Annotated in this window: 11 protein-coding genes, 2 tRNA genes and 1 pseudogene; 8 read left to right on the forward strand and 6 right to left on the reverse strand. The window is 56.9% G+C overall.

The features are described from left to right. Positions 1-25 precede the first annotated feature (25 nt). From ACHEXK_RS11150 to hrcA, 4 genes and pseudogenes are all read right to left on the reverse strand, one after another. Positions 26-220, reverse strand: a pseudogene (locus ACHEXK_RS11150) (LEPR-XLL domain-containing protein); the annotation flags it as partial. 54 nt (positions 221-274) lie between these two features. Then, positions 275-1003 (reverse strand): SapC family protein, encoded by a 729-nt coding sequence (locus ACHEXK_RS11155; RefSeq protein ID WP_416546176.1) that lies wholly within the window; start codon positions 1001-1003, stop codon positions 275-277. 457 nt (positions 1004-1460) lie between these two features. Further along, positions 1461-1537, reverse strand: a tRNA-Ile gene (locus tag ACHEXK_RS11160). A 36-nt stretch (positions 1538-1573) separates the two neighbouring features. Next, complete coding sequence (gene hrcA, locus ACHEXK_RS11165) at positions 1574-2578, reverse strand: heat-inducible transcriptional repressor HrcA (protein WP_416546178.1); 1005 nt, start codon at positions 2576-2578, stop codon at positions 1574-1576. A gap of 28 nt (positions 2579-2606) precedes the next feature. Here hrcA and ACHEXK_RS11170 point away from each other — a divergent pair, with 28 nt between their 5' ends. Genes ACHEXK_RS11170 through rapZ form a run of 3 tightly spaced genes read left to right on the forward strand, consistent with a single transcriptional unit; the run spans position 2607 to position 6055 of the window. Further along, positions 2607-3500, forward strand: coding sequence for an NAD kinase (locus ACHEXK_RS11170; protein WP_416546180.1), 894 nt, complete (start codon positions 2607-2609; stop codon positions 3498-3500). A gap of 3 nt (positions 3501-3503) precedes the next feature. After that, entirely contained in the window at positions 3504-5195 is a 1692-nt protein-coding gene (recN, locus tag ACHEXK_RS11175; protein WP_416546182.1) for a DNA repair protein RecN, read from the forward strand. Continuing rightward, positions 5192-6055, forward strand: coding sequence for an RNase adapter RapZ (rapZ, locus tag ACHEXK_RS11180; protein ID WP_416548931.1), 864 nt, complete (start codon positions 5192-5194; stop codon positions 6053-6055). Before recN ends, rapZ begins: the two co-directional genes overlap by 4 nt. A 46-nt stretch (positions 6056-6101) precedes the next feature. Here the strand turns inward: rapZ and mutY are convergent, their stop codons facing one another. Further along, positions 6102-7127 (reverse strand): A/G-specific adenine glycosylase, encoded by a 1026-nt coding sequence (gene mutY / locus ACHEXK_RS11185; RefSeq protein WP_416546184.1) that lies wholly within the window; start codon positions 7125-7127, stop codon positions 6102-6104. After that, positions 7127-7942, reverse strand: coding sequence for a bifunctional DNA-formamidopyrimidine glycosylase/DNA-(apurinic or apyrimidinic site) lyase (mutM, locus tag ACHEXK_RS11190; RefSeq protein ID WP_416548933.1), 816 nt, complete (start codon positions 7940-7942; stop codon positions 7127-7129). The genes mutY and mutM overlap by 1 nt, the downstream gene beginning before the upstream one ends. A gap of 76 nt (positions 7943-8018) precedes the next feature. Here mutM and ACHEXK_RS11195 point away from each other — a divergent pair, with 76 nt between their 5' ends. From ACHEXK_RS11195 to ACHEXK_RS11215, 5 genes are all read left to right on the forward strand, one after another. Next, complete coding sequence (locus tag ACHEXK_RS11195; protein ID WP_416546185.1) at positions 8019-9740, forward strand: hypothetical protein; 1722 nt, start codon at positions 8019-8021, stop codon at positions 9738-9740. Further along, positions 9737-10255 carry a lipoprotein insertase outer membrane protein LolB gene (locus tag ACHEXK_RS11200; RefSeq protein WP_416546187.1) on the forward strand — a complete coding sequence of 173 codons (519 nt, stop codon included), beginning with the start codon at positions 9737-9739 and terminating at the stop codon, positions 10253-10255. The genes ACHEXK_RS11195 and ACHEXK_RS11200 overlap by 4 nt, the downstream gene beginning before the upstream one ends. Positions 10256-10307: 52 nt before the next feature. Further along, positions 10308-11153: a 4-(cytidine 5'-diphospho)-2-C-methyl-D-erythritol kinase gene (ispE, locus tag ACHEXK_RS11205; protein WP_416546189.1), complete on the forward strand. Its 846-nt coding sequence runs from the start codon at positions 10308-10310 to the stop codon at positions 11151-11153. 34 nt (positions 11154-11187) lie between these two features. Next, positions 11188-11264, forward strand: a tRNA-Gln gene (locus tag ACHEXK_RS11210). A gap of 41 nt (positions 11265-11305) precedes the next feature. Further along, positions 11306-12283 (forward strand): ribose-phosphate pyrophosphokinase, encoded by a 978-nt coding sequence (locus tag ACHEXK_RS11215; RefSeq protein ID WP_269465055.1) that lies wholly within the window; start codon positions 11306-11308, stop codon positions 12281-12283. The last annotated feature ends 64 nt before the right edge of the window (positions 12284-12347 follow it).

The following is a 12347-nucleotide window of genomic DNA, read 5'->3' on the forward strand; positions in this document are numbered from 1 at the left end:
CTTCAGGCAGGAAAGAAACTTTGAGAGGTGAAAAAATGGGGTCGGCAGAAAGCAAAACCCTGGGCTCAAGCGCCTCCACCCTGAACGCGTCGCGAATGCGAATGAAATCAGGGCGAAGGGAATGAGAGGGTTTAACCTTGGCAATTTGGGCGGCATCACGCCTGCGAGGTGCACGCAGTGCAGACTTGCTTCCGCTCGAAAATGGCCGAATAGGTCTCATCAAAAAGAGTTAATACTGATCAAAAGCAATACAAGTACCGCTTCAAGTACAAACTTATTGGGCATCCGCTTGGGATGACACGCGCTCATCTTTGAGCATGATCAAACGTTCAATTTGAGCCAACGAAACCAAATGGGCGTAGATGGCTGGCAAATAACGCTTTTCACGCAAGTCAGCAAATCCTTCGTTGGACAAGCTGTTGAGTCTTTCTTCGTTCAGGACGTAGCACCCGTTGATATTTTTGACCTGATCCGCCTGACGAACACGCATGTTGAGCGGCGTGAACATATTGTGGCTTGCCAAGTTTTTGCAAAATTCACGCGTGAATGTGTCCATCATCTGGAGCTCACCAAGGTAACGCTTGACGTTTTCGAGCGGCTCAGCAGGCTCGCCTTGATCATCAAAAAGGGCTGCACCTTCTGTTTCGCTGATCAAATCACTGCCTTCATCGATACAGACAGTAAATTTACCTTCCTCACCTGCACCCGCCAATGCAAAGGGATAACGCCTGATGATTGCAGGAATGTACGAAGCCTGCCACTTGCCATCGGCACCAACAAACAGGTTCTCACCAGCATCCAACCCCATCAAGACCACAGGCCTGAAACTGTCTTCAGTTTTATCTTCGAGGAAAACCACAGGGTAAATGGAAGCTGCTCTGGCGAACTCATGGGCCATGATGGCCGCGATATGGAAATTTTTAGCAAAGTCAAACCCTTGAACTTGGCGGACTTTTTTATTAGCGTGACGAGCTTTGTTGACAGGGACCAAACTAGAGTACATGCTGAAACCTCAAAAATTTTGATAAGGTTTATTCTAGTCAACAAATCTATCAACATCCTAATTTTTTTGAATTTTTTACAACCACATGTGACTATCTGTGAAATTTATAGATTAATTTAAATTTTTCATTTATTGTATTTTTATAATACTTTAAAATTAAATTATTTTCATGCGATATTTTCACAATTGGCGTTCATTGTCAGACATTGTCATATTTCATCCAAACCGAATCTCTGGGTGAAAAGTCAAACCCACTATGGCGCTTGGCAATGGTGGGTTGCTGACAGGTTTTGGCAGTGGCTGCGTCTTTCGCCAGCGGTGGGGCAGCGTGGCGGAGAGTCATCGATCGCAGCCCCACCGCTGTGGGTGAACTGTTCTGACAGCGTGCCTCAACTTGGCACACACCCACAAAAAAGTCACTTTGCAACGTCGTGCAAAGTGACTTGAAGGATGTAAATGGTAGGGCGTCACGGACTTGAACCGTGGACCAAAGGATTATGAGTCCTCTGCTCTAACCAACTGAGCTAACGCCCCGACCGAAGGCGTGATTGTAGTGGCCCAGCCCGTTGTTTATTTGGACTGACTCAGCGCGTTGCTGACCAAGCGGGATGTGATATTGACAATTTGGATCATCCGGTCATAGGGCATGCGGGTCGGACCGATCACGCCCAGCGTGCCCACAATTTGACCATCCACCTCATATGGCGAACTGACGACAGACAGCTCCTGCATCGGTACGATCTGGCTTTCGCCGCCTATGTAAATGCGCACACCTTCGGCTTGACTGGAAACGTCCAGCAGTCGCATGAGTTGGGTTTTTTGCTCAAACAAGTCAAAGGCCCGTCGCAGATGGCCCATGTCGCTGGAAAAGTCGCTCACCGACAAAAGATTGCGCTCACCCGCAATCACCACCTCGTTCTGATCGTCGGCCAGTGCCTCGGTGCTCACCTGCACAGCCGCTTGCATGAGCGTGGCGATTTCGCTCTGCAGGCTGACCAGTTCTTGTTGCACCCGGCTGCGCACCTGCTCAATGGCCATGCCAGCGTAATGGGTGTTCAGAAAATTGGACGTTTCTATCAGCTGGCTTTGCGAGTAATCGGTCTCGGTGAACAAGATGCGGTTTTGCACATCGCCCTCGGGCGAGACGATGATGACCAGCAAACGCCGCTCAGACAGGCGCAAAAACTCAATGTGCCGAAAAACCGAGGGTCTGCGCGGCGTCATGACCACGCCTACAAAATGCGACAAGCTCGAGAGCAGGTTGGCCGCGCTGGCAATCACCTTTTGTGGCTGGTCAGGAATGAGCGCCGGCGTCTCGAAGCCATCGCGCTGCACTGTCAGCATGGTGTCCACAAACAAACGGTAGCCCCGGCTGGTCGGGATGCGCCCGGCGGAGGTGTGTGGGCTGGCGATCAGGCCCAATTCCTCCAAGTCGGACATCACATTGCGGATGGTGGCAGGCGACAAATCGAGACCCGAGGCTTTGGAGAGCGTGCGAGAGCCAACAGGCTGGCCGTCCGCGATATAGCGTTCCACCAGCGCTTTGAGCAATAACTTGGCACGATCATCTAGCATGCGATCATTTTAATGATGTAATTTACCGATGAGATCAAAGTTCCGTCATGTTGCACTCTTTGGCAAGTACCACACCACCGCACATGGCGGGGCGCTGGAGAATTCGCGACGCGCCTTGGACGACGTCGCACAATTCTTGACGCGCAAGGGCTGCGACGTGGTGCTCGACCGTGAAACCGCCCTGCACACTGGATTGAACCAATACCCCATGCTGGACATGCACGATATCGGCAGCCAATGTGATCTGGGTTTGGTCATCGGTGGCGACGGCACCATGCTGGGCATTGGTCGCCAAATGGCCCGGTTCAACTTGCCGCTGATGGGAATCAACCAAGGGCGGCTGGGCTTCATCACCGACATCCCCCTGCAAAGTTACCAAGATGTGTTGCTGCCCATGCTGCAGGGCCACCACCAAACCGAAGACCGCAGTTTGCTGCAAGCCCATGTCATTCGCGACCAGCGCAACGTGTTCAGCGCTTTGGCGATGAACGATGTGGTGGTTAACCGAGGTGGTACCTCAGGCATGGTTGAGTTGCGGGTCGAAGTCGACGGTCGCTTTGTGTCCAACCAAAGAGCTGACGGTCTGATCATCGCCACCCCGACGGGCTCCACCGCCTACTCTCTGTCCGTAGGTGGCCCACTGATGCACCCGGCCATTGGCGGCTGGGTCATGGCGCCGATTGCGCCGCACACCTTGTCCAACCGGCCCATCGTTCTGCCCGAATCCTCCGAGATCAGCATCGAGATCGTCGCCGGACGCTATGTCAGCGCCAACTTTGACATGCAGTCGCTGGCCGACCTGATCTTGGGCGACAAGATCGTGGTCAACCGCTCCGAACACCGGGTGCGTTTTTTACACCCGGCGGGCTGGAATTACTTTGACACTTTGCGCAAAAAAATGCACTGGAATGGGGGCGACTGAGCCATGGCGTTGACGCACATCACGCTGCGCGACTTTGTGATCGTGCACACGCTTGAGCTGGACTTGAGCAACGGTTTCAGCGTGCTCACGGGCGAGACGGGTGCCGGCAAATCCATTTTGATCGATGCTCTGCAGTTGGCCTTAGGATCACGCGCCGATTCAGGCGTGGTGCGTGAAGGGGCCCAGCGGTGCGAAGTCTGCGCCGAATTCGAGCCCACGCCATCCATAGGGGCCTGGCTGGAGGCAGCGGGTTTTGAAGCCAATGCTGCTTTGCTGCTTCGGCGCACAGTGGACATCGCTGGAAAAAGCCGCGCTTGGATCAACGGCAGCCCGGCTACCGCGACGCAACTGCGTGAGCTCGGTGAACAGCTGCTCGACATTCACGGTCAGCACGCCTGGCAAAGTCTGACCCGCCCCGACGCCGTGCGTGGCCTGCTCGACGCTTATGCGGGCATTGACACCCGTCCCCTCAAAGCCTCTTGGCAAACCTGGCGTCAGGCGCAACAAGCCTTGCATGATGCGCAACACGCGCAAAGCACGCTGGCCAATGAACGTGAGCGACTGGCTTGGCAAATTGGTGAGCTGGAAAAACTCAACCCGAACGTGGGCGAATGGCAAGAGCTGAGCGCCCAGCACAGCCGCTTGGCCAACGCACAGGCGCTGATCGACGGAGCCAACCAAAGCACACAGCTGCTCGAAGGTGGAGACAGCGACAGCGAAGGCGGTGCTTTGCGACTGTTGTCGCGCGCCATCCAAACGCTGCAGTCGCTGGGACCATTCGAGTCCGAGTTCAATGCCTTGGCCGAGGTGCTTTCTTCAGCCCAAGCGCAAGCCGAGGACGTGGCCCACAGCCTGCACAGCTATTTGCGCAAAACCGATCTCGACCCAGCCCAACTGGACCAGTTGGACGAACGCATGGGCCTGTGGTTGTCATTGGCCCGGCGCTACAAAAAAACCCCAGACGAGCTGCCACTGGCCTTACAGGCTTGGCGCAAAGAGCTGGCCCAACTGGACGCGGCAGCCGATTTGGATGCCTTGCAAAACGCTGCCAATGCCGCGCAAACGGCCTGCACCCTGGCCGCCCAAGCGGTCTCCAAAGAACGCCAAAAAGCCGCCAATCCGCTGGCACAAGCGGTCAGCAAGGCCATGCAGCAACTGGGCATGCAAGGCGGCCGATTTGAGGTTCAACTGCAAACCCTGGACGCACCTGCACAACACGGCCTGGAAGAAGTCAGTTTTCTGGTGGCCGGACACGCGGGCAGCACGCCACGACCTGTGGGCAAAGTCGCCTCGGGGGGCGAGTTGTCGCGCATCGCTCTGGCGATTGCAGTGACCACCAGCGAGCTGGGTGAAGCCGGAACCTTGATCTTTGATGAGGTCGATTCGGGCGTGGGCGGTGCAGTGGCCGAGACCGTGGGCCGTCTGATGAAACAACTGGGCCAACACCGCCAGGTCTTGGCAGTGACCCACTTGCCACAAGTGGCAGCCTGTGCCGACCACCACCTCCTGGTCAGCAAAGCGGCGGTGAAAGGCCAAGTCAGCAGCCAGGTGCGCAGCATCGCTGCTCAAGAGCGCGTCGATGAAATCGCCCGCATGCTGGGCGGGGAAAAGCAATCCGCCACCACGTTGGCCCATGCGCGCGAAATGCTGGGCTGCCCCACCCCTCCCTCTGAACAACAAGTGGCCCGAAGCTGAATATGGACGTCATCCTCATCACCGGCATGTCCGGCTCCGGCAAATCGGTGGCATTGCATGCCCTTGAAGACGCGGGCTATTACTGCGTGGACAACCTGCCGCCCGAGTTGCTGATTCCTTTTGTCAAACTCGAAGAACAACAAAAAGAGCAACGCCTGGCGATTGCGATCGATGTGCGCAGCGCGAACTCACTGCATCTGATGCCCGAGCAAATGAATTTGCTTCGCGACATGGGCATGTCGGTCAAGTCGGTATTTTTGGACGCGAACTCGGACACGCTGCAGCGGCGATATTCAGAGTCTCGGCGCAAGCATCCTTTGTCGGGTGGAGACAAGCCACAAAGCGATAAAGCCTTGATGGAGACCATCGGTTTCGAGCGCGAATTGCTGGCCGATTTACGCGATCGTGCCCACGTCATCGACACCAGTTTGCTGCGCTCAGCGCAACTCCAAACCTATATCAAGACCTTGGTCAGCGCCCCTTCTGCGCAGCTGACCTTGGTGTTTGAGTCCTTTGGCTTCAAGCGTGGCATACCGACCGATGCCGACTATGTGTTTGATGTGCGCATGCTCCCCAACCCACACTACGAAAGCGCTTTGCGGCCCCTGACGGGAAGAGATGCACCGGTGCAAGCCTACCTGCGGCAATCTGAAGAATTCGTACAGATGCAGCTGCAAATCGAAGGTTTTCTAAAACACTGGATTCCAGCCATCGAACGGGATCACCGCAGCTACGTCACCGTGGCCATTGGCTGCACAGGGGGGCAACACCGCTCGGTTTTCATGGTCGAGCAACTGGCACAAAGTTTTGGCACACGTTGGCTCACGCTCAAGCGACACCGGGAACTGGACGCGCTCTGAAACCGCTCAATTGACAGGCAGCAGCGACCGCCCTCAGCTGCTGGTGTCAAGACGCCAACAATGTCCGAATAGGCGCTGGCAGACCCATTGTGGGCCACACGTCGGCATCCACCCACTGGCCCTCGCAAGTTGGGACCAGATGGCCAGGGCCCAGCATGCGCACCGGGTGCAAGTGCAAATCGCGGTGTGTCAACACATGCTTCCAAGGGGCCATGAATTGCGGCTCCTGCCCAGAGGGCCAAGCGGCAAGCAAAGCCTCTTCGGAGTCAAAAACGGGCATGCTGAACAAGCCCGCCCAGATGCCCGTGTCCGGCCTTTTTTGAAGCCACACCTGACCCTGCGGGTTGATCGCCCAAAGCAGCCACAACGTGGCACTGCTGCGCTTGAGCTTGCGGGTTTTGACAGGGTAGCCCAGCGGCTCGCCTCGCTTGTGAGCCTGGCACACGTTGCTGACCGGGCAGGCCTCGCACTGCGCTTTGCGCGGCAAACACACAGTGGCACCCAGATCCATCAGGGCCTGGGTGTAGCGCGGCATGTCGGCCGCTTGCTCAGGCAAGAGGTCTTGAGCCAGCGCCCACAGCACTTTTTCGTTTTTGGCCACCGCCAAGTCCGCACCATAACCCAGGACACGGGTCAGCACGCGCTTGACGTTACCGTCCAAAATGGCGGCACGCTCGCCAAAGCAAAAGGCCGCGATCGCTGCTGCCGTCGATCGGCCAATGCCGGGGAGCGTTTGCAAGTCTTCGGCGCGGCGTGGGAAGGCGCCGCCAAAACGCGCCATCACCTCTTGTGCGCATAGGTGCAGGTTGCGGGCGCGGCTGTAATAGCCCAAGCCACTCCACAGCGCCAGCACATCGTCTTGCGGCGCTGCCGCCAACGCCGACACCTGCGGGAAACGTTCCAAAAACCGGGGAAAGTAGGCCAGCACAGTGCTGACCTGCGTTTGTTGCAGCATGATCTCGGACAACCAAACGCGGTATGGGTCTTGGATGTTTTGCCAAGGCAGGCTTTGGCGGCCATGCAGGCGCTGCCAGTCCACCATGCGGCGGGCAAACCCATCGGGTAGAGTCATCACGGTTTCTGGCATGTGGGGCAATAAAAGGTGGTGCGCTGGCCTTGCAACATGGATTTGATGGGCCCAGCGCACACCCGACACGGCTCGCCTGCGCGGCCATAAACCGCCGCCTCCAACTGAAAGTAACCGGTACGGCCTTCTGCGCTCACAAAATCTTTGAGCGAGCTGCCGCCCTGCTCTACCGCTCGGGTCAGCACCTGCACGATGGCGGCATGCAGCCTGGCCACCCGGGGTTTGGACAAACGCGAGGCTTTCGTGGTGGGGCGTATGCCCGCCATGAACAAGGCTTCCGAGGCATAAATATTGCCCACGCCCACCACCTCATGGCCCGCCAGCAACACTTGCTTGATGGGCGCCTGCCGTTTCCTCAGCGCTTGGGCAAAGGCGTTCGCATCAAACTGGGCACCCAAAGGCTCCACGCCCAGCCGCCCCAACAATTTTTGCGCTGGCGGTGAGTCTTCAGATGGCGCCCAAACCACCGCGCCAAATCGGCGGGGATCATGCAAACGCAGCACACCACGATCGGTCACCAAATCCATGTGGTCGTGCGCGCCGGCTTCGGGCTGGCGGGGTGCAAAGTTCAGGCTCCCTGACATGCCCAAATGCACCAGCAGCAGCCCTTGGTCCAAGTCCAACAACAGGTATTTTCCGCGGCGCCGAACGCCCCAAACCTGCCGCCCCACCAAACTGGCTGCAGGCACACCCAAAGGCCAGCGCAAGGGCTTGCCCATGTGCATGGCCAAAATGTGGGCCGAAGAAATTCGGTCCACAAAACTGCGACGGGTGACTTCAACTTCCGGGAGTTCGGGCATGCACAGTTCTGGCGTTTTGGGCGGCGACAGGTCTGTGGCGCGCCGGTTAATGGGTGGCTGGATTATGATGTCCAGCATGAAATTCTGGTTCCGTCTTGCCGTTTTGTCCTCGCTTGCCGTCGGTGCTTGGGCGCAGTCTTCTGCCCCCAAAGCCCCAGCCGCACACCCCTCCTCGGCGCTGGATGCAGCCCTTTTTTACCAAATTTTGCTGGGAGAATTGAACACAAGACAGGGCTCACCGGGCAGTGGTTTTTCCATCATGTTAGATGCCGCCCGCAAAACCCGCGACCCGGCCCTGTTCCAAAGATCGGTGGACATGGCCTTGCAAGCTCGCTCCGGCGAGGCCGCCCTTCAAGCGGCGCAAACCTGGAAAAGAGAAATCCCATCGGCCACCGAGGCCAGCCGCTACGTGCTCCAAATTTTATTGGCCCTCAACCGCATCAACGATGCCGGAAAAGCCCTGGCAGTGTCCATCAACGAACTGCCCCAGGAAGAACAAGCCGGTGGCATCGCCTCGATCCCGCGCTTATTTGGCGTGCTGAAAGACAAAGCACAAGCTGCCGATGTGGTTGAAAAAGCATTGGCCCAAGCCTTCACCCAAAAAGCCACCGCAGCGGCTGCTTGGACCACCTTGGGGCGCATGCGCCGTGAGGCGGGACAACTGAGTCGCGCTGTAGAGGCCGCCAGCCAAGGGCATGCGGCAGATCCGAAAGCCACAGGTCCTTTGGTGCTGGCCCTGAGTTTGCTGGCCAATGCCAACAGTGTCCTCAAACCCATGGTCGATGCGGCCATGAAAACCGATGTCACACCTGAACTCCGATTGGCCTATGCCCGCACCTTGATCTCGTTGCAGTTGCTCCCTGATGCGTTGACACAGTTGGTGCAACTCAATGACAAGCACCCCACATTTGCTGAGGGCTGGTTGATCCATGCTTTGGTCCTGCAAGAAAACGCTCAACTTCCGCAAGCCGAAAAATACTTTGAAGAGTACCTGCGCTTGTTGGACAACAGCCCCACACCCGAGCAACAAGCCGGCATGGCCGAAGCCTTGATGTCCTTGGCACAAATCGCGCAAAAACAAGGGCAGCTCGATCGTGCCCATCACTGGTTGTCGCAAATGCCCTCTGGGGCCGATCCGATCAAACTGGCCAGCCGACAAGCCGACGTGTTGGCCCAACAAGGTCGCCTGGATGAAGCACGCCAAGTGCTGGCTCAGATCAAACCGATCAACGCTGAGCAAGCGCTTCGCAAAGCACTGGCGCAATCATTTTGGTTTCGGGAGCACCGCGAGGCCTCTGCGGCCTATGAGGTGGTCCAATCCGCCCTGGAAAAACAGCCCAACAACATCGAACTGCTGACAGAGTTGTCCCTCGTCTGTGAAAAGCTCAAGCGCTTTGACGAAATGGAGGTCTTGCTGCGGAAATTGATGACCCTGGCCCCTCAAGAACCCCACGCTTTCAATGCCCTGGGTTATTCCTTGGCAGACCGCAACATCCGCTTGGACGAGGCGCTGCAATTGATTGAGCAGGCGGTGCAATTGGCCCCGCAAGATGCCTATATCCAAGACAGCCTCGGCTGGGTGAAGTTTCGCCGAGGCGAGCCATCTGAAGCCTTAGAGATACTCAAAGCCGCCTACAAGGCCAAACCAGATGCCGAAATCGCAGCCCATTTGGGAGAAGTGCTCTGGGTCATGGGACAAGAAAAGGAAGCTGGCACTGTATGGCGCGAGGGTTTGCTGCTCAAAGCCGACAACGAAACCTTGCTTGAAACCCTCAAGCGCTTCAACTTCAAGCCATGAAGTCATGGCCAGAGTCCATCCAACAGGCAGCCCAAAGACTGGTTGGATGGGGCTGTGTCTGCTGGTGCTTGCTCATTGTGGCCGGTTGCGCCACGCCACGACCACCACCAGCCCACCCGGCAGCTTTTTGGTCCGGACGGTTGGCCCTCCAACTGCAAAGTCTTCCGCCCCAACACTGGAGCACCAGTTTTGAATTGCAAGGCAGCTCATCACAGGGAGAAATGTTGATTTTCAGCCCCATCGGAACCACATTGGCACGCTTGAGCTGGGCGCCCGGATCTGCCCAACTCGAACAAGGCGCAGACAAGATCGAAAGCACCAACCTTCAAAGTTTGAGCCAGCGGCTGACCGGCACCAACCTGCCCATCGCAGCATTGTTCGACTGGCTGGCAGGACAAGCCACCGCTGTGCCAGGATGGCAAGTGGACTTGACAGCCTATCCCCAAGGGCGCCTGACGGCCCAGCGCCTTGAGCCCGCGCCCGAAGCGGTGGTGCGCATCGTGCTCGACCGCTGATGGCGCCCGTTTCACTCCAACCGAGCCGCTCAAGATCATCCGCTCCCTGCCCATGAAACAGTTGCTCGACGTCCCAGCCCCAGCCAAACTTAATCTGTTTTTGCACATCACAGGCCAACGCCCCGACGGCTACCATTTGTTGCAATCGGTGTTCATGCTGCTGGATTGGTGCGACAACTTGCACTTTGAGCTTCGCCCTGGCGGCAGCATCAGCCGAGAAGATTTGACGGTGCCTTTACCCGCCGACGACCTGATCACCCGTGCGGCCCAACTGCTGCAACAGCACACGGGCTGCACCCAAGGTGTTCACATCGCTGTGGACAAACAAATCCCTGCACAAGCAGGTATGGGCGGCGGATCGTCTGACGCCGCCAGTTGTTTGCTGGCACTCAACCAGCTTTGGAACCTTCGCCTGAGCCTAGAGGCCCTAGAAAAATTAGGCTTACAACTGGGCGCAGATGTGCCATTCTTTTTGCGAGGGCGCAACGCATGGGTCGAAGGTGTGGGTGAAAAAATTAAGCCCATTGAATTACCTTCAGCTAAATTCTGGGTCATCAAACCCCGCGCAGGTGTCGAAACACCACAAATTTTTAAGCACCCCGACCTTCAACGGGCCACAAAGCCTGCTACAATTTCGGTCTTCGCTGCACAGCCATTTGACTTTGGTCACAATGATCTGCAGCCTGTTGCTCAACGCTTATGCACCGAGGTCACCGAAGCACTGGATGTGCTGAAATTGGCTGGCATGAATGGCAGAATGACAGGTTCGGGCAGTGCAGTGTTTGCGCATTGCACGTCAAGCACGATGTCGCCTGTGGTTCCTGACCACTGGCAATTGCGCAAGTGCAGCAATTTGGAGGTTCACCCATTACTGGGATGGGCATCCAGCGAGAGTTGATCGGTCGATCGCTGTTTCAGTGATCAACCCGTGTAGGGGAGTCGCCAAGTTGGTTAAGGCACCGGATTTTGATTCCGGCATTCGAAGGTTCGAGTCCTTCTTCCCCTGCCAAATACGTTCATTCGTACAGGCCCTTTTTTCTGATCGCTGGAATGCACATGCAGCCTGCCTCACTCCCACCAGAATTCATGCTTTTCACTGGCAATGCCAATCCTGTATTGGCTGCAGAAATCGCCAAACACCTCGGCACCCAGCTCGGTGCGGTTGACGTGGGCCGTTTCTCTGATGGAGAAGTCACCGTCGAGCTGAAACAAAACGTTCGGGCACGTGAAGTGTTTGTGGTTCAGTCCACTTGCGCACCCACCAATGAGAACCTGATGGAGCTGTTGATCATGGTCGATGCGCTCAAACGCGCCTCTGCTGGCCGCATCAGCGCCGTGATCCCTTATTTCGGTTATGCCCGTCAAGACCGCCGTCCACGCTCAACCCGAGTGCCCATCTCGGCCAAAGTGGTGGCGAACATGCTGCAAGCTGTCGGCGTTGACAGCGTGTTGACCATGGATTTGCACGCCGACCAGATCCAAGGCTTCTTTGACATCCCGGTGGACAACATCTATGCCTCCCCCGTTTTGTTGGGCGATTTGCGCCAAAAAAATTACGAAGACCTGATTGTGGTGTCTCCTGACGTGGGCGGTGTGGTGCGTGCGCGTGCATTGGCCAAGCAACTCGGTTGCGACTTGGCCATCATCGACAAGCGTCGCCCCAAGGCCAACGTCAGTGAGGTCATGCACGTCATCGGCGAAATCGAAGGCCGCAACTGCGTGATCATGGACGACATGATCGACACCGCAGGCACTTTGGTCAAAGCGGCGGAAGTTCTGAAAGAACGCGGTGCAAAAAAAGTCTATGCTTATTGCACACATCCAATTTTTTCGGGTCCTGCGATTGATCGCATCGCCAAGGGCGAAGCGCTCGACGAAGTCGTCGTTACCAACACCATCCCGCTGTCGGCCGAAGCTGCAGCGTGTTCCAAAATTCGCCAACTCTCCGTGGCTCCGCTGATCGCTGAAACGATCAATCGGATTGCGCATGGCGAGTCGGTGATGAGCCTGTTCTCCGATCAAGCCTGATCGGTCACAGGCTCCCAGTGGCCAGCCGTCCTTGGGGATTGGCTGGCTTTTTTGAGTCAGGGTC

The sequence above is a fragment of the Limnohabitans sp. DCL3 genome, from assembly GCF_048019295.1.
GTDB lineage: Bacteria > Pseudomonadota > Gammaproteobacteria > Burkholderiales > Burkholderiaceae_C > Limnohabitans_A.

Bases quoted from the DNA above. Each gene is read 5' to 3' on its own strand.
- ACHEXK_RS11155 (WP_416546176.1), bottom strand. From the start codon at position 1,003: ATGTACTCTAGTTTGGTCCCTGTCAACAAAGCTCGTCACGCTAATAAA.
- hrcA (WP_416546178.1), bottom strand. From the start codon at position 2,578: ATGCTAGATGATCGTGCCAAGTTATTGCTCAAAGCGCTGGTGGAACGC.
- ACHEXK_RS11170 (WP_416546180.1), top strand. From the start codon at position 2,607: ATGAGATCAAAGTTCCGTCATGTTGCACTCTTTGGCAAGTACCACACC.
- recN (WP_416546182.1), top strand. From the start codon at position 3,504: ATGGCGTTGACGCACATCACGCTGCGCGACTTTGTGATCGTGCACACG.
- mutY (WP_416546184.1), bottom strand. From the start codon at position 7,127: ATGACTCTACCCGATGGGTTTGCCCGCCGCATGGTGGACTGGCAGCGC.
- mutM (WP_416548933.1), bottom strand. From the start codon at position 7,942: ATGCCCGAACTCCCGGAAGTTGAAGTCACCCGTCGCAGTTTTGTGGAC.
- ACHEXK_RS11195 (WP_416546185.1), top strand. From the start codon at position 8,019: ATGAAATTCTGGTTCCGTCTTGCCGTTTTGTCCTCGCTTGCCGTCGGT.
- ACHEXK_RS11200 (WP_416546187.1), top strand. From the start codon at position 9,737: ATGAAGTCATGGCCAGAGTCCATCCAACAGGCAGCCCAAAGACTGGTT.
- ispE (WP_416546189.1), top strand. From the start codon at position 10,308: ATGAAACAGTTGCTCGACGTCCCAGCCCCAGCCAAACTTAATCTGTTT.
- ACHEXK_RS11215 (WP_269465055.1), top strand. From the start codon at position 11,306: ATGCACATGCAGCCTGCCTCACTCCCACCAGAATTCATGCTTTTCACT.